Annotated in this window: 22 protein-coding genes; 10 read left to right on the top strand and 12 right to left on the bottom strand. The window is 60.9% G+C overall.

Annotated features, from left to right (window positions below; genetic code table 11):
• Positions 1–75 precede the first annotated feature (75 nt).
• The 6 genes from I6L49_RS02920 (at position 76) to I6L49_RS02895 (ending at position 6,787) form a co-directional block, all read left to right on the top strand.
• On the top strand, positions 76–573 hold the full coding sequence (locus I6L49_RS02920; RefSeq protein ID WP_216950575.1) for a peptidylprolyl isomerase: 498 nt from the start codon (positions 76–78) through the stop codon (positions 571–573).
• On the top strand, positions 563–1,372 hold the full coding sequence (locus tag I6L49_RS02915) for a DUF4269 domain-containing protein (protein ID WP_216950574.1): 810 nt from the start codon (positions 563–565) through the stop codon (positions 1,370–1,372). The genes I6L49_RS02920 and I6L49_RS02915 overlap by 11 nt, the downstream gene beginning before the upstream one ends.
• Positions 1,369–2,124, top strand: a complete 756-nt coding sequence (lpxH, locus tag I6L49_RS02910) for a UDP-2,3-diacylglucosamine diphosphatase (RefSeq protein ID WP_194494548.1) — start codon at positions 1,369–1,371, stop codon at positions 2,122–2,124. The genes I6L49_RS02915 and lpxH overlap by 4 nt, the downstream gene beginning before the upstream one ends.
• A 297-nt stretch (positions 2,125–2,421) precedes the next feature.
• Positions 2,422–5,856, top strand: a complete 3,435-nt coding sequence (locus tag I6L49_RS02905) for an ImpA family metalloprotease (RefSeq protein ID WP_216950573.1) — start codon at positions 2,422–2,424, stop codon at positions 5,854–5,856.
• A gap of 257 nt (positions 5,857–6,113) precedes the next feature.
• On the top strand, positions 6,114–6,290 hold the full coding sequence (locus tag I6L49_RS02900) for a DUF3606 domain-containing protein (RefSeq protein ID WP_021229425.1): 177 nt from the start codon (positions 6,114–6,116) through the stop codon (positions 6,288–6,290).
• Between the two features lie 248 nt (positions 6,291–6,538).
• Complete coding sequence (locus I6L49_RS02895) at positions 6,539–6,787, top strand: GlsB/YeaQ/YmgE family stress response membrane protein (RefSeq protein ID WP_005350930.1); 249 nt, start codon at positions 6,539–6,541, stop codon at positions 6,785–6,787.
• 65 nt (positions 6,788–6,852) lie between these two features.
• Here I6L49_RS02895 and I6L49_RS02890 read toward each other — a convergent pair whose 3' ends face one another.
• Together I6L49_RS02890 and tctD are read right to left on the bottom strand one after the other, a co-directional pair.
• The gene (locus I6L49_RS02890) at positions 6,853–8,208 is read right to left on the bottom strand and encodes a sensor histidine kinase (RefSeq protein ID WP_216950572.1); all 1,356 of its coding nucleotides are present in this window, start codon (positions 8,206–8,208) and stop codon (positions 6,853–6,855) included.
• A gap of 43 nt (positions 8,209–8,251) precedes the next feature.
• The gene (gene tctD, locus I6L49_RS02885) at positions 8,252–8,926 is read right to left on the bottom strand and encodes a transcriptional regulator TctD (protein WP_216950571.1); all 675 of its coding nucleotides are present in this window, start codon (positions 8,924–8,926) and stop codon (positions 8,252–8,254) included.
• Positions 8,927–9,148: 222 nt separating this feature from the next.
• Here tctD and I6L49_RS02880 point away from each other — a divergent pair, with 222 nt between their 5' ends.
• The 3 genes from I6L49_RS02880 to I6L49_RS02870 are packed head-to-tail and all read left to right on the top strand — an operon-like array spanning position 9,149 to position 12,120.
• Complete coding sequence (locus I6L49_RS02880) at positions 9,149–10,135, top strand: tripartite tricarboxylate transporter substrate binding protein (RefSeq protein ID WP_216950570.1); 987 nt, start codon at positions 9,149–9,151, stop codon at positions 10,133–10,135.
• A gap of 11 nt (positions 10,136–10,146) precedes the next feature.
• Positions 10,147–10,578, top strand: coding sequence for a tripartite tricarboxylate transporter TctB family protein (locus tag I6L49_RS02875; protein WP_005350923.1), 432 nt, complete (start codon positions 10,147–10,149; stop codon positions 10,576–10,578).
• 9 nt (positions 10,579–10,587) lie between these two features.
• Positions 10,588–12,120, top strand: a complete 1,533-nt coding sequence (locus I6L49_RS02870) for a tripartite tricarboxylate transporter permease (protein ID WP_216950569.1) — start codon at positions 10,588–10,590, stop codon at positions 12,118–12,120.
• A gap of 125 nt (positions 12,121–12,245) precedes the next feature.
• Here the strand turns inward: I6L49_RS02870 and maiA are convergent, their stop codons facing one another.
• From maiA to I6L49_RS02820, 10 genes are all read right to left on the bottom strand, one after another.
• Positions 12,246–12,881 (bottom strand): maleylacetoacetate isomerase, encoded by a 636-nt coding sequence (gene maiA, locus I6L49_RS02865; RefSeq protein WP_005361400.1) that lies wholly within the window; start codon positions 12,879–12,881, stop codon positions 12,246–12,248.
• 139 nt (positions 12,882–13,020) lie between these two features.
• Positions 13,021–14,016: a fumarylacetoacetate hydrolase family protein gene (locus I6L49_RS02860; protein ID WP_216950568.1), complete on the bottom strand. Its 996-nt coding sequence runs from the start codon at positions 14,014–14,016 to the stop codon at positions 13,021–13,023.
• A gap of 10 nt (positions 14,017–14,026) precedes the next feature.
• Positions 14,027–15,178 carry a homogentisate 1,2-dioxygenase gene (locus I6L49_RS02855; protein WP_216950567.1) on the bottom strand — a complete coding sequence of 384 codons (1,152 nt, stop codon included), beginning with the start codon at positions 15,176–15,178 and terminating at the stop codon, positions 14,027–14,029.
• Positions 15,171–16,307, bottom strand: coding sequence for a 4-hydroxyphenylpyruvate dioxygenase (hppD, locus tag I6L49_RS02850; RefSeq protein ID WP_216950566.1), 1,137 nt, complete (start codon positions 16,305–16,307; stop codon positions 15,171–15,173). The genes I6L49_RS02855 and hppD overlap by 8 nt, the downstream gene beginning before the upstream one ends.
• 224 nt (positions 16,308–16,531) lie before the next feature.
• Positions 16,532–17,227, bottom strand: a complete 696-nt coding sequence (locus I6L49_RS02845; protein WP_254127529.1) for an HAD family hydrolase — start codon at positions 17,225–17,227, stop codon at positions 16,532–16,534.
• Entirely contained in the window at positions 17,227–17,886 is a 660-nt protein-coding gene (locus I6L49_RS02840) for a TIGR01621 family pseudouridine synthase (protein ID WP_216950565.1), read from the bottom strand. The genes I6L49_RS02845 and I6L49_RS02840 overlap by 1 nt, the downstream gene beginning before the upstream one ends.
• 176 nt (positions 17,887–18,062) lie before the next feature.
• A complete protein-coding gene (locus I6L49_RS02835; RefSeq protein ID WP_005337302.1) occupies positions 18,063–18,755 on the bottom strand; it encodes an ABC transporter permease in 693 nt (230 codons plus the stop codon).
• Positions 18,756–18,758: 3 nt separating this feature from the next.
• Positions 18,759–19,499: an ABC transporter permease gene (locus I6L49_RS02830; protein WP_005352911.1), complete on the bottom strand. Its 741-nt coding sequence runs from the start codon at positions 19,497–19,499 to the stop codon at positions 18,759–18,761.
• A 211-nt stretch (positions 19,500–19,710) separates the two neighbouring features.
• Positions 19,711–20,484: an ABC transporter substrate-binding protein gene (locus I6L49_RS02825; protein ID WP_005337307.1), complete on the bottom strand. Its 774-nt coding sequence runs from the start codon at positions 20,482–20,484 to the stop codon at positions 19,711–19,713.
• A gap of 49 nt (positions 20,485–20,533) precedes the next feature.
• The gene (locus I6L49_RS02820; RefSeq protein ID WP_005337310.1) at positions 20,534–21,304 is read right to left on the bottom strand and encodes an ABC transporter ATP-binding protein; all 771 of its coding nucleotides are present in this window, start codon (positions 21,302–21,304) and stop codon (positions 20,534–20,536) included.
• Between the two features lie 533 nt (positions 21,305–21,837).
• Here I6L49_RS02820 and I6L49_RS02815 point away from each other — a divergent pair.
• A complete protein-coding gene (locus I6L49_RS02815; protein WP_216950564.1) occupies positions 21,838–22,740 on the top strand; it encodes a lysine exporter LysO family protein in 903 nt (300 codons plus the stop codon).
• The last annotated feature ends 39 nt before the right edge of the window (positions 22,741–22,779 follow it).

The following is a 22,779-nucleotide window of genomic DNA, read 5'->3' as shown; positions in this document are numbered from 1 at the left end:
GGGCTAGAATTGCCACCACTTTATGCCATACACCTGCGGGCACTTCGTCGCCCGCATCAAATGAAAGGACATATCATGGTCACTCTGCACACCAATCACGGCGACATCACCCTCACCCTGAATGCTGAAAAAGCCCCGGAAACCGTGGCCAACTTCCTGCAATACTGCCGTGACGGTCACTACGACAACACCATTTTCCACCGCGTCATCGACGGCTTCATGATCCAGGGCGGCGGCTACGCTCCGGGCTTTGAAGAGAAAGGCACCCGCGCTCCCATCAAGAACGAAGCGGCCAACGGTCTCTCCAACAAGATCGGCACCATCGCCATGGCCCGCACCATGGAGCCGCACTCTGCCAGCGCCCAGTTCTTCATCAATGTGAACAACAACGACTTCCTCGACTTCAAATCCGCTACCACCCAGGGTTTCGGCTACTGCGTATTCGGTGAAGTGACCGCAGGTATGGACGTGGTCAACAAGATCAAGGGCGTCAAGACCGGTAACTACGGCCGCATCCACCAGGACGTGCCGGTAGAAGACGTGGTGATCACCAAGGTGACCCTTGCTGACTGATCTCTGCCGACTCGGCACTGACAAAACTGCGGCCCCGGCCGCAGTTTTTCCATCTGCCTCCCCCACTGCCAGCCCAAACTGGCGTCGCCTCGACTATCTGGCCCACGGCAACCCGCGCCAGCGCTCGGCCCATGCCCTGCTCACCGCCGGGTTGTGGGATGAGCTTGCCACGCAGTGCAGCGATATGGCGCTGGTGAGCACGCTCGCCATCGGCCTCGATCGGCCGGGCAGCGATCTCGATATCCTCTGCCAGCATCCCGATCCGGCGGCGTTTGCCGCTACTTTTGCAGAGCAAGGCTGGCAGGCGAGCGACAAGGGCGACAATGTCTGGCTGCTGGAGCGCACCTTTTCCTGCCTCGACCAGCACTTTGCCGATAGTAGTGCCGATAACAGTTGTGATAACCGCATCACCAACTGGCCGCTGGAGCTCTATGTCACCCCCGCCCCCATCGAGACGCTGAACGGCTGGCGCCACCTCACTCTGATGGCCGCGTTGCTCGAGCGGTTTGGCGATGCTTTTTACCGTGAAGTGCTGCGCCTGCGCCTTGAAGAGGGTCTGAAAGGAGAAGCAGCGATGTGCCGGTTGCTGGGGCTGGCGGGCGATCCTTATGCCGCCCTGCTGACGCTGGAGGGGCGCAATCTGGCCAAGCTGTCATGGCAGCCGCCATCCCGTGACGATATCCATACCTCAACTGGCGCGATGGCGCCCGCAGCGCACTATTCGTCCCCAGTTGTTTCTACTATCTCTGCCACCCCTGTTTGCCCTGTTTCGACCGAGAGCCCGACCCCCACATCATGAGCACCCTCTTTATCAGTGACATTCACCTCTCTGCCCAGCGGCCCGATATGACCGCGGCACTGGTGCGCTTTCTCGAGCACGACGCCCCCGGCGCCGATGCCCTCTATGTGCTGGGGGATCTCTTCGAGTTCTGGATTGGCGATGATGACCCCAATCCGCTCCATCAGCAGATGGCCGATGCCTTTTTGGCCCTGAGCCAGCAGAACGTGCCCATCTACTTTATCCACGGCAACCGCGACTTTCTGCTGGGCCAGCAGTTTGCCAAGCGCGCTGGGATGACATTGCTGGGGGATCCTTGCGTTATCGACCTCTATGGGGAGCGAGTGGTGCTGAGCCACGGCGATCTGCTCTGCACCCTGGATGAGGGGTATCAGAAGTTTCGTCGCATCACCCAGCTCAAGTGGCTGCGCTGGCTCTTTTTGCGGCTGCCGCTCGCCCGCCGTCAGGCCATCGCCTGCAAGATGCGCGGCCAAAGCCAGATGGAGAATGCGCACAAGAGCCAGATCATCATGGATGTGACGCCAGCGGCGGTGGACGACACCCTGCGCGCCCACGACTGCCGGATGATGATCCACGGCCACACCCACAGACCCGCCATCCACGACTTCACCCTGGACGGCCAGCCCGCCCGCCGCATCGTGCTGGGAGACTGGTTCGAGCAAGGCTCGGTGCTGATCTGCCGCCCCGGCGAGCAGCGGCTGGAAATGCGGGCGCTGGCAACGATCGGCCCCGCCGCTCATCCATCCGTCTGACATCCCCCCTGTGCGGGTTGCAGGCAAAACCTGCGGCCCAGCATCCCCTGTTAACCCGGTGAAGCGACTCATTACGGTGAGCTCAGGCTGGTATGGCCTGTGCTGATGGGGTGCTCGCCCCATCCCTATCGGTTCTGCTGCGCCAGCAACACCAGATACGGCAAAAGCCGGCCAAAAAAACATCCAAGATGCTGAAAATAAAGCAAAATGACCATTCAATCAGCGTTGAAATAAGCAAGGCAGCTCATTAGACTACCGACTCCTCTACCCGTCGTAACACAAGGAACGTATCAAACAATGAAAAAGACGGTTCTCACCCCCTTACTGGCGCTGTTGATCACAGGCTGTGGCGGCGGTGATGGCGAACAGGAAGAGACCCCTATCCGCCCCCCTGTCACCCCCAACTATTTCGAGGCATCCAGCCAGAGCAGCGCGGGCGGACAGTTGAACCCCACCAGCCTGCGGTTGGCGGCGGGAGAACAGGGGCGCTTCTCGGTACAGGCTGACAGCGGTTACCTCCTGACCGGGATAAGCGGATGTGATGGCACCCTGGACGGACTCACCTATACCACTGGCCCCATGCGCAGCGATTGCCAGATCTCGGCCAGCTTCACGCAGGAGAGTGCCACCGTCTATTTCGACGCCACCACTCAAGCTTCTCAGGGGGGCGCGCTCAGCCCCGACTCCCTGCGTCTGAACGTCGGTGAACAGGGCCGTTTCACCGTGCAGCCCGAGAGTGGCTTCGTGCTGGCGCAGGTCACTGGGTGTGAGGGCACACTGACGGGTAATACCTACACCACAGCCCCCATGCGCGCCGATTGTCAGATCTCGGCCCGCTTTATCAGCGATGCCGCCAATGCCATTGCCCGGGAAGATCATACCCTTGCCAGCGAGCAATCCCTGATCGCCCATGCCCGTGCGGCGATTGCCGACAGTGAGGCGCACCACACCGAGCTGGTTCGCAGCCTCTATCAGGGGATGGCACAGATCAGCTGGAACCCGAGCCACGACTCCATCACCTTTTCCAGCTTCCAGCCGGAGAGCACGGTGACCCTGCTCCCCTCCAACATCAATGGCAAGGGGGAGAGCGAGATCCGGGGGCTGGTGATGGTCTCAGAGCAAGCCGGTTACCGTCAGGCCGCCATGGGGGCGAACCTGTTTTCCGTTGACCGCACAGCGCAGAGCGAGGCGCTGCTCAAGGGGCTGATTGGCTGGCTGACCCGCGGCAAGGATAGCGATGGCCTGCGCATCCTCACCGCCCAGATGCCTAGTCGCACCGATAGCGTCTATTTTCCCCATAACGAAGGCGTGCGGGACTGGCTCAAGGCGATCTATCCCGACAAGCACAACATCAACCCGGCCAATACCTGCGATTATCAGGCGCTGAGCGACTGTATCGACACCATGGCGCCGGAGCTTATCGTGATCAGCGATATCGACCGCCAGGGGCTGGGGTATCAGGGGATCGCAGAGGCGATCGCCAAGGCTAAAGCGGCCGGGATCCCGCTGCTGCTCTCCAACTATCGGCGCGATGCCAGCCCGCTGCTAAGCCCCCTCTATCTCGATATGGGGCTGGTCACCTGGGGCAACTACTGGTCAAAACTCAGAGCCAGCGATCTGGCAGTGAACACCATCATGGCACCCGACGCCCAGCTGATGGCGGTCGATACCCTGCTTGGCAACCTTCAGGATCGCAACTTCACTACCCAGTGGCTCGATAGCTGCGGCGGCAACTTTATCAATTGCGGTGGCTCGGAGAGCTTCAACCAGCAGTTCAAGCTGGGGGCCGACTGGCTGAGAAATGCGGCCATCACCCTCGACAAGGCAGGGATCAGTCCCTTTGCCCGTGACGGCGTGACACTGTTGCCCGCCACCCTGCTGCTGGCCGACAAATACCGTGCCGCCATCGACTACCCGATTGCCTGGGATGAACATCAATCCTGGCAGCAGGCGATGTTTGCCGACTGGCTGGTGAGCTATGCCCGCACCCGTACCCCGGCCCAGCCCGATCTGGGGGAGTACGTCACCGATCGCAACAAGGTGGTGAAGGGACAAGCAGCTCACTACGCCTATCCCGCGACGCTCACCGACAGTCGGCGCATTGCGGTTCCCTACAGCGGGCAGTGGACCACCACCGGCTGGTATGCCCTGCCGGGACAAACCATCACCCTGAGACGCACCGATAACGCCGATGTGTCTGCTACCGTCCGACTCAACTACCACAGGCCAAACACCAATCGCGCCTATGAGCAGAAGATCTATCGAGCCCCGCTTGAGCTGACCACCGGGCGGCTGATCTTGGCCAAGGGGGGCTGTGTCACCTTCACCTCGCCCTATGGCGGCCCTATCTACCTCTATCTGGAAGGGGGGGCAGCATCGCTGGCCGTCCAGGTGAGCGCCACGGGCGTCACCCGTCATCCGGCCATCATGGATTTCAGTGATGAGCAGCAGATCCGCGAGTTCAACGAGCGGCTGGAACAAACCGAGCTGCCCCATATCGATCTGCGGGCCGATGGCGCCGAACAGCATCTGCGCCGGGATCGCTTCACCAAGGCGGTGGGTGGCGTCATCCCCGACACCAATGCCCTGCTCGACAGCATCGCCCGGGATCACATCAATGGTGTCTACACCCTGGCGGGCCTGAAAATTCAGGGCAAGGGGCTCGATGAGTCGCTGCCGGCAGATGTTAAAAACGCCTGCGTGGCACTGTTGGGGGAGGGTTGTCTCGATGAGTCGATTCATACCCGCACCATCATCCAGCATGCCAACTATGACCAGAATGCCCATTGCGGCAGTGGTTGCAGTGGCAACCCGTGGGACTCGTCCGGCAGCATCAGCCCGACCGGCTGGCTCGACAATCACGAGCTGGGCCACAACCTGCAGACCAACCGGTTGAACGTGCAGTACGCTGCGGCAGGCGATGCCGACAACTGGAGTGGCTACGGCAGCCGGGCGGGGGAAAACTCCAACAACATCTTCCCTTATGTGGTGAAGTGGCGCGCCCATTATCTGAGAGATGGCAACACGGCGCCCATCAAGGATGGACACATGAATCACAAGGATCTCTTCTATGTGTTCATGTCTGATGCGACGCAGGTAAGGGACAGGAGTGGCAACCGCGTCGTGCTCGGGGCCAACTGCCAGGTGCTCGATACCGGCGAGAGTCGCTACGAAGTCCCCTGGAAGAGCAATGCCTACGCCGTCCACAACGGCTATCGCATGGCGTTTTATATCCAGATGGCATTGCGCGCCCACCGTATGCTCCTGACTGATGGCACCCGGCTGAACGATGGCTTCACTATCTTCACCCTGCTCTATCAGCATTCACGGATCTTCGGCGCGGCAGCCGACAGTGAAGCGCAGTGGAATGCCAGCAAGGATAGGCTCGGCTTTAGCCTGTTCCCCTACTCGGGGCATGCGGTCTATGGCGGCAAACGGGTGCGCGACATACCGGGCAATGACTTTATGCTGGTTGCACTCAGTCGGCTCACCGGTTGGGACTGGCGCAATCATTTCGATCTGCTCGGCCTGCGTTACTCCAGCCTCGCGGTCGCTCAGGTGCAGGCCAACCAGCGTTATGGCAGCCTGCCGATGGGGATGTATGTGCTGGAGGATGACCTGCCCCCAGCCAACATGAGCGAAGGCGTCACATTCCTCCCGCTCTCCGAAAGCGACGGATCCACCCTCTGGCCCCGTAACAGTGGCTCGCCAAGCGCCTGCCCAACACCCTGAATCCGGTCATCACGATAACCACAACAAGCGCCCGGCAGGGCGCTTGTTGCTTATCCAGCCTTTGGCCCCGTTGTTGATGCTATGAAGAGGGTGGAATAAGTGGTGATCTCTCACAGATCAGCAAAGCAAACCTGCACTCCTCCTTCAGGCCCCGGGTTGTGTGAACTCCGTCACCTTGCCCCTTGCCAATTGAGAGGATGATGGCGCTCAGGCAGAAACATCTTTCTCGCCAGCTATTTCAACAAGTTGAGGTTTGTATGCCTGACAGCAATGCGGTCGCTCACCCGTTCGATGCCAAGAAGATCAATGTCAACGATCCCTATGAGATGAAGCAGTGGGTCAAAATGTTCGAGTGCACCGAAGTCCAGCTGAAACGGGCGGTCAAGGCAGTCGGCACCTCAGGCAAGGCGATCCGAAAACACCTCAAAAAGTGAGGGTGCAAACCCCATCAAAAACCCGGCCCCGCTCGCGGGGCTTTTATCATCTTGGCCTTTACGTGGGCCATCCCCGCCTCTGGTTGGCGGCGCACATACCGCCATTCAACCGCTAACAACCGGACTGTGCAGCCCGACCAGCGCCGGCCGCCGTCCGACAGCTTGTGACCAGCCAGCGCCATCCGGCCCTTCGCATCCCGGCATCCCTGCCTATAATGCGGGCTCAAACACACAGAGAGGATTAATCCATGGGCTTTATCAGCTGGATCGTATTGGGACTGTTGGTGGGTATTCTGGCGAAGTGGATCATGCCGGGTCGCGACGGTGGTGGTTTCTTTATGACTGCCCTGCTGGGGATTGTCGGCGCCATGGTTGGCGGCTATGTGGGTACCCTGCTGGGGCTGGGCTCGGTGACCGGTTTCAATATCCCGAGCATCGCGCTGGCGACCGTGGGCGCCCTTATCGTCCTGTTTGTCTTCAACAAGATCCGCAGCTGACCCCCAACGCCATCTATGTGTAGATAAACAGGGCACCGCGAGGTGCCCTCTCTTTTTTATCGCCCTCACGATGTTGCAAGCGGCAAGATCAACCTCACCAGCAAGCCCCCCAGCTGGGTGGCCGGCAGCAGCACCACTTCGCCGTGGTGGTAGTGGGCGATATCGCGCACCAGCGCCAGACCCAGCCCCGCTCCCGGCTGTTCACTCCCCTGCTCGAGGCGCTGGAACGGCTGCCAGACCCGCTCCGCCAGTTCGGGGGCGATGCCGGGGCCGCTATCCTCCACCTCCAGCCAGATCTGCCCATTGCTGCGCACCACCCGCGCCGTCACGGTGCCGTGGGGCGGGGTGTATTTGATGGCGTTGTCGAGCAGGTTGGCGCAAAGCTCCCCCAGCAGCAGCGGCTCCCCCGCCACCATGATGGCGGACTCCTCCCCCTCGTAACCGAGATCGATCCCCTTGCTGCGGGCCTGCGCCAGCCGTGACAGACAGGCCTGCTGCACCAGCGCCGTCAACTCGATGGGCTCACGTTGGCGCAGCCCGGAGCACTCGTCCGATTTGAGCCGGGCCAGCAGCAGTAACCGCTCGGTCAGGGCGATGGTGTGATCGAGCCGCACGGCCATGGCATCGAGACTTTCGCTCATCAGGGCGGGATCGCCACTGCCGCGCGCCACCTCAACTTGGGTTTTCAAAATGGTGAGCGGCGTGCGCAGCTGATGGGCGGCATCGGCGCTAAAGCGCTCCTGCCGGGCCACCAGCTGGCGCAATCGGGCCAGCTGGCGGTTGAACGCCTGCACCAGCGGCCGGGTCTCCTGCCAGGGGAGCAGATCCGGCAAGGGAGCGAGCGTGGCGGCATCGCGGCGCAGGATCTCCCGCGACAGGCGGCGCATCGGGGTGAGCAGCTGCTTGAGCAACAGATAAGCGAGCAGCAGGGTGAGCACCACCAGTGCCCCCTGGGTCAGCAGGGCCGACCAGAGCAACTGCTCCGCCAACTGCTGGCGGCCGAGCAGGGTTTCCGCCACCGTGATGCGGGCCATGCCGTTGACGCCCCCCTCGCCTACTGGTTGCAGCAGCATCACGGCGCGGATCGGCGCCTCCTGATAAAGCCCGTCATAGAAGTAGGCGAGCGCCGGATAACGGTCGGTCAGGGGCGTGCCGTCCGGCATGGGGGGCAGGTCATCAAAGCCGGAGATGACCCTATCGTCGATACCGCGCACCTGATAAAAGAGGCGATCGCGCATGTTGCGCTCGAAGCTGTCGAGCACCACATAGGGCACATCCACCTTGAGAACACCATCGTTTGCCGTCAGCCGCTCGGCGACGGTGCGGGCCGAGGCAAGCAGGGTGCGATCATAGGCCGAGGTGGCCGCCGCCAACGCGCCGTAGTAGCTGTACCAGGCCGAGGCAGCCCAGAGGATCAGCAAGGGGCCCCCCAGAAACAGCAGCAGTTGATGGAGCAGGGAGCGACTAATGGGAAGCCTCCGGCGCCGCTTCCAGCAGATAGCCCAGCCCGCGCAGGGTGGTGATCACCACCCCGCTGTCCACCAGCTTTTTGCGCAGCCGGTGGATATAGAGATCGATGCTGTCGAGCCCTACCTCGTCATCGAGGTTGAACACCTGCTCGAACAGCTGCCCTTTGGCGACGGGCCGCCCGTGGCGGTACATCAGCGCGGTCAGCAGCGCCAGTTCGCGCGGAGTCAGGGCAAGGCGGGCATCGGCCAGCAGAAAATAGCCGTCGGGATGCAGGGTCAGACGCCCCAGCCGCAACTCGGCACCACCGCTTTCGCTGCGCCGCAGCAGGGCTCGCAGCCGGGCATCCAGCTCCCCCAGATCGAACGGCTTGGCCAGATAGTCATCGGCACCGGCATTGAGGCCGCAGATCCGCTCCTCCACCGCGCCGCGGGCGGTGAGCAGCAGCACCGGCACTCCCTGCCCCCGACTGCGCAACCGGCCGAGTACCGCCAGCCCGTCGAGCTTGGGCATCTCGATATCGAGCACCGCCAGCGCGTACTGTTCGTGGCGCAGCAGGTGGTCAGCCTGAGCCCCGTCAGCCACCCAATCCACCGCGAAACCGGCGCTGGTGAGTGCCCGCGACAGCCAGTGGGCCAGTTCGTGATTATCTTCTGCCAACAGCAAGCGCATCCCTCTCCCCTTGTTCCTAACCACGGCATTCAGCCGCACTGCTTCAACTGCATCCCTTCGTCACTGCCATTGCGGGAGAAGGTGCGATCAGGGTCACACTCCCGGCTCTTGGTCAGCGATTGAAAGGTGAATGAAAGGTTGTTGTTTTAACAATTTCGCATCACTTCGTCTATCGACGGAGTCACACCCAGGAAAAACAACGACAAGATGGAGCACACAACCATGAAGCAACGCACACGTCATGCCCTCGCCCTGCTGACCCTGCTCGGCGCCCTGCCACTGCAGGCGGCCGAAAGTGCCACGACCCCGAGCCGTACCGAATGTATCGCACCGGCCAAACCGGGCGGTGGTTTCGATCTCACCTGCAAGTTGCTGCAGGTGAGCCTGCAGGAGACCGGCACCATCGACAAGCCGATGCGGGTCACCTACATGCCGGGCGGGGTCGGCGCCGTGGCCTACAACGCCATCGTGGCCCAGCGCCCTGCCGAGGCGGGGACTGTGGTCGCCTTCTCCGGTGGCTCCCTGCTCAACCTCTCACAGGGGAAATTTGGCCGTTACGGGGTGGACGATGTGCGCTGGCTGGCGGCGGTGGGCACCGATTACGGCATGATTGCGGTGCGCCACGATGCCCCCTATCAGAACCTCAAGGAGCTGGTGAGCGCCATGGAGCGCGATCCCAACAGCGTGGTGATCGGCGCGGGCGCCTCCATCGGCAGTCAGGACTGGATGAAGACGGCGCTACTGGCCAAACAGGCCGGGGTTGACCCCCACAAGATGCGCTACGTTGCCTTTGAAGGGGGTGGCGAGCCGGTCACCGCGCTGCTTGGCAACCATGTGCAGGCGGTCTCCGGCGATTTGAGCGAGATGGTGCCCTATATCGGCGGCGACAAGGTGCGGGTACTGGCGGTGTTCTCTGCCGAGCGGCTGCCCGGCAAGCTGGCCACCATCCCCACCGCCAAAGAGCAGGGTTATGACCTGGTGTGGCCGGTGATCCGCGGCTTCTATGTCGGCCCCAAGGTAAGCGACAGCGAATACCAGTGGTGGAAGCAGACCTTCGATCAGCTGGTGAAGACCGACACCTTCAAGGCGCAGCGGGATCTGCGCGGCCTGTTCGAGTTTGACCTCACCGGCGAGGCGCTCGACAGCTACGTCAAGGAGCAGGTGGCGCAATATCGCGAACAGGCCAAAGCCTTCGGTCTGGCCAAATAGGAGCCGCAGCCATGAGCGATCGCATCTTCGCCGCCATCTGGCTGCTGCTCTGTCTGGCAGGCGCCGCCATCGCCTGGCAGATCCAGAGCGAATACAGCTATGAGCCGCTGGGGCCGCGCCCCTTCCCGCTCGGCATCATCGGCCTGATGGCGCTCTGCGCCCTGTTGCTGTTGCGCCGCCAGCCGGACACCGTCAGCTGGCCGCCGCTGCGTACCCTGCGCCACCTCGCCATCATGGTGGTGGCGCTGGCCGGGTACGGTGCCAGCTTCGAGTGGCTGGGCTTTCCGCTGGCCACCACCCTGCTCACCTTTGTACTGGGGCGCCTGTTTGGCGCCTCTGCCAAGGCTGCCCTGCTCTCCGGCGTCGTCGGCGGTCTGGTGCTCTATCTCGCCTTTGACCGGCTGCTGGATGTCACCCTGCCCCTCGGCGTCTGGTTCTCTTAAGGAGTCAATATGGATACCTGGATGTACCTCTCCCAGGGCTTTGCGGTGGCACTCACCCCGGAAAATCTGGTGATTGCCCTGATCGGCTGCTTTGTCGGCACCGTAGTCGGCCTGCTACCGGGCCTTGGCCCCATCAACGGGGTCGCCATCCTGTTGCCGCTGGCTTTTGCCCTGAAACTGCCCCCCGAATCGGCGCTCATTCTGCTCGCCACCGTCTATATCGGTTGCGAGTATGGCGGGCGGATCTCCTCGATCCTGCTCAACGTGCCGGGGGATGCCGCCGCCATCATGACCGCGCTGGATGGCTACCCCATGGCCCAGCAGGGCAAGGCGGGCGTGGCCCTCTCCATCTCGGCGGTCAGCTCCTTTGTCGGCTCCATGCTCGCCATCGGGGGGATCATACTGTTCGCCCCGGCGCTGGCGCGCTGGTCCCTCGCCTTCGGCCCGGCGGAGTATTTCGCCCTGATGGTGTTCGCCATCGCTTGCCTCGGCAGCATGATGAGCCAGAACCCGCTCAAATCCTTTATGGCGGCGCTGATTGGGCTGGGGCTCGCCACCGTTGGAGTGGATGCCAACACCGGCGTCTATCGCTTCACCTTCGACAGCGTTCACCTCTCGGACGGGGTGCAGTTTATCGTGGTGGTGATCGGTCTCTTCTCGGTGAGCGAGATCCTGCTGATGCTGGAGCACACCAGCGGTGGCGGCAAGCTGGTGCGCACCACCGGGCGGATGCTGTTCAACTTCAAGGAGCTAGTCCATTGCACCGGCACCATGTTGCGATCCTCCACCATCGGCTTCTTCGTCGGCATTCTGCCCGGCGCCGGTGCCACCATTGCCAGCGCCATCACCTACATGACCGAGAAGCGGCTGGCGGGGCCCAATGCCAAATTCGGCGAAGGGGACATTCGCGGCGTGGCCGCGCCGGAGGCGGCCAACAACGCCTCAGCCTGTGGCTCCTTTATCCCCATGCTGACCCTGGGGGTGCCGGGGTCGGGCACCACAGCGGTGATGATGGGGGCGCTGACCCTCTACAACATCACCCCCGGCCCCACCATGTTCACCGAACAACCCGATGTGGTGTGGGGATTGATCGCCGCCCTCTTGCTGGCCAACGTCATGCTGCTGGTGATGAACATCCCCATGGTGGGGCTCTTTACCCGCATGCTCTCCATCCCGCTCTGGTTTTTGGTGCCCGCCATCGCCAGCGTCTCGGCGGTGGGAGTCTATGCGGTGCACAGCACCACCTTCGACCTGTTGCTGATGGTGGCCCTCGGGGTCTTTGGCTACCTGCTGCGCAAGATGCACTTCCCCATGTCACCGCTCATTCTGGGCTTCGTGCTGGGTGAAATGCTGGAGCAGAACCTGCGCCGCGCCCTCTCCATCAGCAATGGCGACACCGCCATCCTGTGGAGCAGCGGCATCAGCCAGACCCTGTTGGTACTGGCCATTGCAGTGATCACCCTGCCCCCGCTGGTACGCCTGCTGCGCCGCCGCAAAGCCGTTCCGCTGATCCCGGACGCCCGCCCCGAGCAGGGAGCCTGATCCCCTCTGAACAGAAAGAGACACGCCAGCAAACTGGAGTGCCGTTAACGAACAAGGGCCCCACACAGTGGGGCCCTTGTTTATGAATGGCGTGTTGATGCCATCCCGCGATTCAAGTCAGTAGGTCACTGCGCATCCGGCTGGTTGGCAGGGGCCGCCTTGATAAAGGCTTGCAACTGTTCGCAGTTGGCGACGATGCGGCGGATGGTGGGGTAATCGTCCAGGGTCATGTCGTAGCGGCGGGCGTTGTAGACCTGGGGCACCAGCATGCAGTCAGCCAGGGTCACTTCGTTGCCGACGCAGTAGACACCAGCGGTGGTCATCAACAGCTGTTCGAGGGCAGTGAAAGTCTCGTCAATCCAGTGGCGATACCAGCGGGCCTCCTGCTCGTTGTTGGCCCTGAAGTGCTCTTCCAGATAGTTGAGTACCCGCAGATTGTTGAGCGGGTGAATATCACAGGCGATCATGTTGACGATCTGGCGCACCCGGGCCCGCGCGTCGGGGGAAGAGGGCATCAGAGAATAGGCGGGATAGGTCTCGTCAAGGTACTCCATGATGGCGACCGACTGACCGATCTGCACATCACCATCCACCAGAAACGGCACCAGCCCTTGGGGGTTTATCCGGCGATAGGCCTTCTCGCTCTGCTCGCCTTGCCGCAAATTGATGGGATGCTGCTCGTAGGCGAGCCCCTTGAGCTGCAACACGATCCGCACCCGAAAACTTGCCGACGAACGCCAATAGCCAAACAACTGCAACATAATCTGTCCCTGCATCTTATCTGGGCCCGAAGCCCGGCAGGTGCTCGCCACCTGCCTCCTTGTGTACCCGGCACCGGTTGAGGGCTCGTCGTCATCCGGACATATCCCGAATATCCTTGCCGCCAACCGGCGCTGGTCATCAACCTCCCTGACCGCTCGCTGGCACCACCTGTTGAGAGATGGTGCCAAACAGGTTTTGGCCAGAGCGATCTTCCATCGCGATCGACACTCTATCACCAAACTGCAAATAGGGGGTTGTAGCTTGATCACAATCAAGAATTTCCAGCATGCGGCGCTCGGCGATGCAGGATGAACCGGCGCTGCGATCGTAGTTGGAGACGGTGCCCGAGCCGATGATGCAACCCGCCCCGAGCGGTCTTGTCTTGGCGGCGTGGGCAATCAGTTCAAAGAAGTTGAAGGTCATGTCCACCCCGGCATCCGGTGCGCCAAACAGGGCGCCGTTCAGATGGGTGCGCAGGGGCAACAGCACCTTGCCATCGCGCCAGTCATCCCCCAGCTCGTCCGGGGTGATGGCCACCGGCGAGAAGGCGCTCGACGGCTTGGACTGGAAGAAACCAAATCCCTTGGCCAGCTCCCCCGGAATGAGATTGCGCAGGCTCACATCGTTGACCAGCATCAACAGTTTGACGTGACTGGCGGCCCCCTGCGGGCTCACCCCCATCGGCACATCGTCGGTGATGATGGCCACCTCCGACTCGAAATCGATCCCCCACGCCTCGGAGCCCATGACAATGGGCCCACGGGGAGCCAAAAAGCTGTCGGAGCCCCCCTGATACATCAACGGATCGTGCCAGAAGCTTTCCGGCATCTCGGCGCCGCGAGCCTTGCGCACCAGCTCCACGTGGTTGACGTAGGCGCTGCCATCGGCCCACTGATAGGCACGCGGCAAGGGAGAGAGGCAAGACGCTTCGTCAAAGGGGAACGCCTCGGCCACACGGCCCTCGTTAAGCTGCTGATAGACAACCTCCAGCCTAGGGGCAACCTCGGCCCACTCATCGAGGGCGGTCTGCAACGTCGGGGCAATCTCGCTCACCCGTACCGCCCGGGTCAGATCCCGGCTCACCACCACCAAAGCGCCATCGCGCTTGCCATTGTTAAATGTTGCCAATTTCATAAGCGATTCCTTATTTGCCGGCAGCCACGCTCGGGCGCTGCCAGCTGGAGACATACCGGGTGTTCTCGATCCCTTCGCACAGACTGCTGACGTTCAGCGCATCGCGGGTATCGAGCATGACCGCCACCTCGTCGGTGAACTTCTTGGCATAGGCCTGCCCCGCCGCAAACGCCTTGGGATGGGGGCCGTGGGTGAAACCGGCGGGATGGAAGGTGACCATGCCCCGCTCGATATTGTCCCGGCTGAAGAAATCCCCCGCGTGATAAAAGAGCACTTCGTCGTAATCGTCATTGCTGTGATAGAAGGGCACCTTGAGGGCGCCGGGATCGCTCTCGATGGGGCGCGGCACGAAGGTGCAAATCACAAAGCGGCTCGCCACAAAGGTGGAGTGGGCCGACGGCGGTAGATGGTAGCGGTGGCTCATCAGCGGGCGGATATCCCGCCAGTTGAGACGCACCACACACAAGTCGCCGTGCCACCCTTGCGCATCCAACGGGTTGAACGGCCAGGTGATGACCGACACCTGATCGTGGCGTTTGACCTGCAGCGACCAGGGATTCTCATCCTGCTGGGCCAGAAAGCGTTCGTTGATGGCGGGCACATCGAGCGCAGCCGGGTCGAAGATGGCGTGATTGCCCACCAGCCCCTTGTCCGGCAGCTGGTAGCTGTCGTTGGTCGCCTCGATCATCAGGATGAACAGGGGCGCCGTCGGCTCGATGCGCCACATGGTGCCACGGGGGATCACCACATAGTCGCCGTCCCGCAGAGTCAGGTGGCCGTAGTCGCAGAAGAACTCGCCGCCCCCCTCGTGGATAAAGAGCAGCTCGTCGCCGTCGGCGTTGCGCACCAGAAACGGCATCGCCTCGGAGAGCCGCCATATCCGGTAGCGGCAATGGGGGTTGCTGAGAATGTCGGGAGCCACCCAGGGAGAGAGTGAGCTCACCTCTTCCTGGAGGGCATTCAAGTCAAACAGCCGTGGTCGCAGCGGTCCCTCCCAACTGCTCCAGTCGGTGGGGGCATGCTTGTGGTGCATGTGGGTGGCGGGGCCGAAAAAGCCGCTGCGCCCCAGCTCGCGCTCATAGATAGCTTGTTCCGGCAGGTCGGCATGGGCCTGCCGGGAGTGTGTCCCCTCCCGATGGGGGAAGTTAATCCAGTTACGCATCGCTCGCTCCCTCTTTGCGGGCACCCTTTTCATCCTCGCCGCCATCCAGCACACCACGGCGGATCTGGTCCAGCTCGATCGATTCAAACAGCGCCTTGAAATTGCCCTCGCCAAACCCTTCGTTGCCCTTGCGCTGGATGATCTCGAAGAAAACCGGGCCTATCACGGTATCGGTGAAGATCTGCAACAGAATGCCATCCTTGGTAGGGGAGCCGTCGATGAGGATGCGCAGCTCTTTGAGGGCCGCCAGATCCTCCTGATGCCCCTCGACCCGGCTGTTCACCTTCTCGTAGTAGGTATCCGGCGTCGGCATAAAACCGGTACCGCGGCTGCGCAGGGTGCGGATGGTGTGGTAGATATCGCTGGAGGCCATGGCGATGTGCTGGATCCCCTCCCCCTTGTACTGACGCAGGTACTCCTCAATCTGGGACTTGTCATCCGCCGACTCGTTGATGGGGATGCGGATCTTGCCGCAGGGGGCGGTCATGGCGCGTGAGTGCAGCCCGGTCAGCTTGCCCTCGATATCGAAGTAGCGAATTTCGCGGAAGTTGCCGATCCGCTCATAGAAGTTGGACCAGACATCCATATTGCCGCGATGCACGTTATGGGTCAGGTGATCGATCTCCATAAGACCGGCATCCACCTCCGCCATCCGGGCCTGCCAGTCGGGGTAGAAGACAAAATCCACGTCATAGATGGAGCCTTTGTCGCCGTAGCGGTCGACAAAGGAGAGCGTGCTCTCGCCGATACCGTAGATGGCGGGAATATTGAGCTCCATCGGCCCAATCTTGCCGACAAAGGGCTTGGCCCCCTTGGCAATGGCGTACTGCTGGGCTGTGCCCGCATCACTCACCCGAAATGCCATGCCGCAAACGCTCGGCCCGTGCAGGCTGGCAAACTGCTCCGCCTGGGAGTGAGGCTCGGCATTGACCACAAAATTGATATCCCCCTGCCGGTAGAGCCAGCACTGCTTGTGTTTGTGCTTGGCGACCTCGGCAAACCCGAGCGAAACAAACAGGCTCTTGAGGGCGGCAATCCCCTTGGCATCGGGGGCTGTGTACTCGACAAACTCGAAACCGTCAGTGCCTAACGGATTGATGGTATGGGTGGCGGAAGAGGTGGCATTCATCGGGCGCTCCTTGCTCTTGATTCGGTTAAAACGGATTGCAGCACCCAGCGGCGCGGCAAGTGTTAACAACTTGTTTCATTAGAAGCAGGGCGTAACAGGAAGAGAAGAGGCGGGTTGCAGATAGTTTTTCGCAGCTGGCAGTAAAGGATGTAAATGAATTGTGACATTAAAGCCACAGCCTTGCGGATCAAACGGTGACGACCCACAGGACTGTCAGCTTTGCCTTACAGTTGCCAGTTTTTGAGCATCAGATGGGGCAAGCAGGCCCGGGCCTTTTGCAGTCGCACAGGCGTTGGATTGATCAGCCACGCCTCTTCCCCCAACCCCAGCAGTGGTAGATCGTGCAGGCTGTCGCTCAAGGCCAGCTCGGCATCGAGGGCGCAAATCTCTGGCAGCAGCTTGTGCTGTCCGTGGCAATAGAAGCGCGGCATCAGGCCACCAAAACGGTAGTGCATCTGCGAGCCAATGATCCGGTGGGGCAACTGGCCGGGCAGTTGCTGATAGAGCTGGGCTCGCACCAGCGCGCAGGGACTGGCGGAGATCACCCAGCAGCGCGCCCCCTCGCTTTGCAGCAATTCGCGAGCCTGACGATACAGCCCCGGCCTGGTGCGGCAATAGGCGCGCACCAGCTTGCGCCAGCCCAAAGGAGAAAGCCCCAACGAGATGGCCCACCAGATAAGGGAGATACCGCGCCGCCGCTGGCTGGGAGCAAGATAGACCAAGCCACCCAGCGCAATCACCGGCAACAGCAGCAGCGGCCAGATCCGGCGGCGCAGGATAAAGCGCAGCAGACCGGCGTGGCTGTCGCCGGGGGCCAGGGTGTCGTCAAAGTCGGCCAGGATCCAGCGCGGTGCATGTCCGTCAGGATCACGCTCTTTCGCTGAATGGATAATGGTGTCAGACGCTGGGAGCATAAGCATCAGGGCGCAAGGGCTGCGATGGCGGCCGTGAGCTCGGGAGTGACAAATTCACTCCCCACATCGGGCGGACAGACAAAGTCGAACGGCTCGCCCGCCAGGGTGAAATTGAGCCGCCAGGCATGCAGATAGCCGCGATCGGCTGGCGTGCCGCCATAGCGCTCATCCCCGAGAATGGGGGCGCCGATACTTTTGAGGGCAACCCGGATTTGGTGGGTCTTGCCGGTCTGAGGCTTGATGCGATAGAGCCGCAGCCCCTCGCGCACCGACACCGAATCGAACCAGCTGATGGCAGGATTATCCAGCGTGCGCACCAGCAGCCAGCTGCCGCCACGCCCCTTTTGCATATCCCCCTTCACCCAGCCCTGCTTCTTCTTGGGTTTGCGATCGGAGAGCGCCAGATACTGTTTGCTCACCTCGCGGGCCGCAAAGGCCATGCTCAGCTCGCGATTCGCCTCCGTGGTGCGGGCCAGCAGCACCAAGCCGGAGGTCATCTTGTCGAGCCGGTGCACCGGATAGAGGGTGAGCCCTGTATCGGCCTTCACGCGATTGACCAGCCCCGGATTGACCGACTCACCGTCCCCCTTCTCGTCGTGCATGCCGATGCCGGGCTGCTTGTCGATAACCAGGAAAGCGGGATGCTCAAACAATATCCGGTACATAAAACCTCGGGAACTGGGGGATAAGGCACGCAGCCAACGGCTGGCGGCGCTCGGGAGTGCTGCATTCTCCCTGCTCGGGCACTATTTGGCAAACCGGGCGGGCAGAGGATAAAGATAAAAAATGGCCCCGCCAGCAACAGGCGGAGCCATTTTCGCTCATCTTGGCAGCTCAACCCTTACACATTGCGCGGGCGCAGGTGAGCGTGCCAGCGCGCTTCCCACTTCTTGAACAGCCAGACGATGACAAAGGTGAGCAGCATATAGAGCAGCCCTGCGGTCAAAAACGCCTCGAACGGACTGTAGTAGCGGGAGTTGATGATCCGCGCCGCGCCGGTCAGATCGACGATGGTGATGATGCCCGCCACCGCCGAGCCCTGCAGCATGAAGATCACCTCGTTGCTGTAAGCCGGCAGTGCCCGACGAAACGAGTTGGGCAAAATGATCCGGGTCAGAGTCTGCCAGCGGGTCATGCCAAAGGCGTTGGCTGCCTCAATCTGGCCGCGCGGCATGTTGTGTACCGCCCCGCGCACGATCTCGGCGGTATAGGCGGCGGTATTGAGAGTGAAGGCCAGCAGAGCGCAGAACCAGGCTTCGGAGAAGAGCGACCAGGCGGCACTGTTCTTAAGCCACTCCCACTGGGCGGCGCCGTAGTAGATGATAAAGAGCTGCACCAGCAGCGGGGTGCCGCGAAAGAAGTAGATATAGGCCCAGATTGGCCCCTTGATCAGCCAGTTGCGGCTATTGCGTAGGATGCCCATGGGCACAGCCAGCATCAACCCAAGGATCAGAGAGAGAGCCACCAGCCAGACGGTGGTATAGAGCCCCTCCCAATAGGTGGGCCACTCTTTGAGAATGATTGAGAAATCCATGGCTTACCTCGTCTTGATGGCGTAATGACGCTCGGCCCACTTGAGCGCCGAGGTGGAGACTGCGGTGAAGATCAGGAAAATTAACGCCACCGCCATGTAGAAGGTGAAGGGTTGCTGGGTCGAGCCCGCCGCCAACGAGGCTTTGCGCACCATGTCATCGAGGCCGATGATGGAGACCAGCGCGGTGGTTTTCAGCAGCACCAGCCAGTTGTTGCCAAACCCCGGCAGAGCGTGGCGCATCATCTGGGGGAAGAGGATCCGCACAAACACCTGGGTTGCCCGCATGCCAAAGGCCCGTGCAGCCTCCAGCTCGCCTTTGTCCACCGCCAGAATGGCGCCGCGAAAGGTCTCGGTCATGTAGGCGCCGAAGATAAAACCGATGGTCGCGACACCGGCCACAAAGGGGCTGATGTCGATATAGTCCGGGAGCAGGGAGACCCACTCCTGATTGGGATTACTCTCCAGTAACCAGCTGTTGTAAGTCTCGTTGACCCAGGTGCAGATGCCGTTGATCAGCACCTGGCCGCCAAAGAAGAGCAGCATCATCAGCACCAGATCGGGGATGCCGCGAATAATGGTGGTGTAGCCGGTGGCGATGGCCCTGGCCCACTTGTAGGGAGAGAGTTTGGCCAGCGCCCCCAGCATCCCCAGCAGCAACGCCAGCAGCAGGGAGGCCAGCGCCACTTCCAGGGTGACCCAGGCGCCCTCCAGCAGCGAGGCTTCGTATCCTTTCAAATCAAACATATGCAGCTCCATCGCCACTGAATCTTCACGCACCTGCTAACCAGAAGGCTCCATAGCAGTCCGAATGAAATATGTGCAACTCCATTGCAATCAATGCGGGCCCGTAAACTCCCTCAGGGAGGTGACGGGCCCGATGACTACTGACGGGATAAACCTGTCGTTACTTGCCGTAGACGTCTTTGGACTTACTCGCCGTAAACGTCTCTTTGTTTTACTCTCCGTAAACGTCGAACTCGAAGTACTTGTCGTTGATTTCCTTGTACTTGCCGTTGGCACGCAGCGCCAGAATGGCGGCGTTGAATTTCTCTTTCAGATCCTTGTCAGCCTTGCGCACCGCAATACCGGCCCCCTCGCCAAACCACTTGGGATCGGTCAGTTTCGGGCCGACGAATTCGAAGGCATCACCGCCCTCTTTCTTCAACAGACCGTCGGTGATGGCGGCAGAGTCGGCCAGCACATAGTCGACACGACCGGATTTCAGATCGAGATAGGCTTCATCGGCGGTGCCGTAACGCTTGATGGTGGCGTTGGGGAAGTTGTCGGTAATAAAGGTATCCATGGAGGTCGCACGCTGCACCGCGACGGACTTGCCTTCCATAAAGGCTTTGTCGAGCTGCACATCAGTGCCCTTCTTGGCGGCGAAGCGGGCCGGAATGTGCTGGTACTTCTGGGTGAAGTCCACCTTCTTCTTGCGCTCTTCTGTGATGTCCATGGTGGCGATGATGGCGTCAAACTTGCGTGACAGCAGCGCCGGAATGATGCCGTCCCAGTCCTGCTTGACCAGGGTGCACTTCACTTTCATCTCTTCGCACAGGGCGTTGGCGATGTCGATATCAAAGCCTTTCACCTCGCCACTGGGCTCGGTCCAGGAGAAGGGGGGATAGGCACCCTCAACCCCGATCCGGACCTCTTTCCACTCCTTGGCCATCAGGCTACCAGACGCGAGGGCAGTAACTACGGCTGTCGCCAGCATCAGCTTGTTCATGTATCTCTCCTTGATAAAACAGTTGATTGGGTAACCAGGCATCCCGCCATCAGTAGATGGAGGAGATGAATTGCTTGAACCGCTCGGATTTGGGATGGGCGAAAATCTCCTTGGGGTTGCCCTCCTCTTCCACCCGCCCCTGATGCAGAAACATCACCTTGTTCGACACATCCCGGGCAAACGACATCTCGTGGGTCACCACCAGCATGGTACGCCCCTCTTCGGCCAGCTCGCGCATCAGGCCGAGCACCTCTCCCACCAGCTCGGGATCCAGCGCCGAGGTGGGTTCATCGAACAGCATCACCTCGGGCTCTACCGCCAGCGCACGGGCAATGGCGGCTCGCTGCTGCTGACCACCGGAGAGGTGGCCGGGATAGTAGTCACGCCGCTCCCAGAGTCCAACCCGGTTGAGCAGTTGCTCTGCCTTGGCCAGTGCTTCGGCGCGAGGCACCTTGAGCACCTGGATTGGCACTTCGATGATGTTCTGCATGATGGTCATGTGTGACCAGAGATTGAAACTTTGAAACACCATGGCCAGCCGGCTGCGGATCCGCTCAACCTGACGCATATCCTCGGGCAACCGCTCGCCGGCGCGGCTGGTTTTCATCCGGATCAGCTCGCCATGGAGCGAGACGGTGCCGGATGAGGGGGTTTCGAGCAGATTGATACAACGAAGAAAGGTCGACTTCCCCGAGCCGGAGGAGCCGATAAGGGAGATGACATCCCCCTTGTGGGCGGTCATGTCGATGCCCTTGAGCACTTCGTGGGTGCCAAAATATTTGTGCAGATCACGTACTTCCAGTGCGGCAACGTCGCTCATCCATTACAACCTTGTCTGTCCCTAGACGCCGCAGGGGGCGTGACTCAACCATCGTCCATTTAACAAAAAGTTAACCGATGGCAACCTTCAGCGAAAATATCACCCGGATAGTGAAAAAACAATACAGAACGAGGGTCTTCAGGGGATTCGCTCTATTTTTATTCGCTCTTTGCGTATTTTTCAGCACTTTGTTTGCATAAACAGCCGTTTCAATGGCTATTCCGATAACGCCTTTTTATACCCCAATCATATCAGTGGCAAGAGAAAAGCGTGATGTGTGCCAAACCGGCACCAAAATGGCTTTATGCACGCCCTTGCCGAGCGAAATATCGGCCCCCCGATTGGATCAACTTGATTTCATTGGTGCACTCGGGCTCGCACAGAACCTTATCAAACAGAGAGGTTGTGGCAAAAAAGTAACAATCCGCCCCCAAAAGGGCTGTTTTCGGCCATGAAAGCGAGAGATATGTGACACAGAGCCAATAAGTAATGATAAGGTGGTATTTTTATCAGTTTTTGTGATCGAGGCCTCGATGCTGCTCAATGTGTTGCTGATCCTGTTGCCACTGGCAATCGGCTATCTGATTCCCCTCTCCTCTGCACGGCTGATCAAGCTGGTCAACCAGAGTCTGGGCAAGATGGTCTACCTCATTCTGTTTCTGATGGGGCTCGGGCTTGCCTATGTGGAGAACCTGGGCAGCAATCTGGCGGTGATCTTCAAGGTCGCCGGGGTGATGCTGGCCGCGATCACTGTCTGCAACCTGCTGGCCCTCTGGTGGCTCGACAAGCGCACGCCGCCGACCCACGAGACGAGCGATGCCAAGATGCCGAGCAAGCTACACCTGCTGTGGGAATCCCTGCAGCTCTGCTTTGTGGTGCTCGGCGGTGTGCTGCTGGGTCTACTGGTGGATCTGCGCGCCCTGCCCATCGACAAGTGGAGCGAGTGGGCCCTGATGCTGCTGCTGTTTCTCATCGGGGTGCAGATGCGCAACTCCGGCATGCGGCTGCGCCAGATCCTGCTCAACCCCTGGGGGATGAAGATAGCCGCCACCGTCATCCTCAGCAGCTGGCTAGGCAGCCTGCTGGCGGCCCAGTTGCTGGGTATGCCCTTTACCCATGGTCTGGCGATGAGCTCGAGCTTCGGCTGGTATTCGCTCTCTGGCATCCTGGTGGCCGACAAACTGGGGCCGGTGCTCGGTTCTGCTGCCTTTATCAACGATCTTGGGCGCGAGCTTATCGCCATTCTGATCATCCCGGTCCTGATGCGACGCCACCCCTCGGCGGCCATCGGTTACGGCGGCGCCACGGCGCTGGACTTCACCCTGCCGGTTATCCAGAAATCAGGGGGCATTCAGGTGGTGCCGGTGGCCATTGTCTCCGGCTTTATCCTGAGCCTGCTCGGCCCCATCCTGATCCTCGGGTTTCTGGCGATCTAAGCCTGATTCCCATACTGCAGATAAAAAGCCCGACCTGGT

Origin of the sequence: Aeromonas sp. FDAARGOS 1419, assembly GCF_019047045.1 — a bacterium.
Lineage (GTDB): Bacteria > Pseudomonadota > Gammaproteobacteria > Enterobacterales > Aeromonadaceae > Aeromonas > Aeromonas veronii.
The sequence above is the reverse complement of the archived record's forward strand: the minus strand, read 5'-3'. Positions and strand labels throughout refer to the sequence as shown.

Excerpts from the sequence above, each read along its gene's own strand:
- I6L49_RS02920 (WP_216950575.1), top strand. The coding sequence starts at position 76 with ATGGTCACTCTGCACACCAATCACGGCGACATCACCCTCACCCTGAAT.
- lpxH (WP_194494548.1), top strand. The coding sequence starts at position 1,369 with ATGAGCACCCTCTTTATCAGTGACATTCACCTCTCTGCCCAGCGGCCC.
- I6L49_RS02905 (WP_216950573.1), top strand. The coding sequence starts at position 2,422 with ATGAAAAAGACGGTTCTCACCCCCTTACTGGCGCTGTTGATCACAGGC.
- I6L49_RS02900 (WP_021229425.1), top strand. The coding sequence starts at position 6,114 with ATGCCTGACAGCAATGCGGTCGCTCACCCGTTCGATGCCAAGAAGATC.
- I6L49_RS02895 (WP_005350930.1), top strand. The coding sequence starts at position 6,539 with ATGGGCTTTATCAGCTGGATCGTATTGGGACTGTTGGTGGGTATTCTG.
- tctD (WP_216950571.1), bottom strand. The coding sequence starts at position 8,926 with ATGCGCTTGCTGTTGGCAGAAGATAATCACGAACTGGCCCACTGGCTG.
- I6L49_RS02880 (WP_216950570.1), top strand. The coding sequence starts at position 9,149 with ATGAAGCAACGCACACGTCATGCCCTCGCCCTGCTGACCCTGCTCGGC.
- I6L49_RS02875 (WP_005350923.1), top strand. The coding sequence starts at position 10,147 with ATGAGCGATCGCATCTTCGCCGCCATCTGGCTGCTGCTCTGTCTGGCA.
- I6L49_RS02870 (WP_216950569.1), top strand. The coding sequence starts at position 10,588 with ATGGATACCTGGATGTACCTCTCCCAGGGCTTTGCGGTGGCACTCACC.
- maiA (WP_005361400.1), bottom strand. The coding sequence starts at position 12,881 with ATGTTGCAGTTGTTTGGCTATTGGCGTTCGTCGGCAAGTTTTCGGGTG.
- I6L49_RS02860 (WP_216950568.1), bottom strand. The coding sequence starts at position 14,016 with ATGAAATTGGCAACATTTAACAATGGCAAGCGCGATGGCGCTTTGGTG.
- I6L49_RS02855 (WP_216950567.1), bottom strand. The coding sequence starts at position 15,178 with ATGCGTAACTGGATTAACTTCCCCCATCGGGAGGGGACACACTCCCGG.
- hppD (WP_216950566.1), bottom strand. The coding sequence starts at position 16,307 with ATGAATGCCACCTCTTCCGCCACCCATACCATCAATCCGTTAGGCACT.
- I6L49_RS02845 (WP_254127529.1), bottom strand. The coding sequence starts at position 17,227 with ATGCTTATGCTCCCAGCGTCTGACACCATTATCCATTCAGCGAAAGAG.
- I6L49_RS02840 (WP_216950565.1), bottom strand. The coding sequence starts at position 17,886 with ATGTACCGGATATTGTTTGAGCATCCCGCTTTCCTGGTTATCGACAAG.
- I6L49_RS02835 (WP_005337302.1), bottom strand. The coding sequence starts at position 18,755 with ATGGATTTCTCAATCATTCTCAAAGAGTGGCCCACCTATTGGGAGGGG.
- I6L49_RS02830 (WP_005352911.1), bottom strand. The coding sequence starts at position 19,499 with ATGTTTGATTTGAAAGGATACGAAGCCTCGCTGCTGGAGGGCGCCTGG.
- I6L49_RS02825 (WP_005337307.1), bottom strand. The coding sequence starts at position 20,484 with ATGAACAAGCTGATGCTGGCGACAGCCGTAGTTACTGCCCTCGCGTCT.
- I6L49_RS02820 (WP_005337310.1), bottom strand. The coding sequence starts at position 21,304 with ATGAGCGACGTTGCCGCACTGGAAGTACGTGATCTGCACAAATATTTT.
- I6L49_RS02815 (WP_216950564.1), top strand. The coding sequence starts at position 21,838 with ATGCTGCTCAATGTGTTGCTGATCCTGTTGCCACTGGCAATCGGCTAT.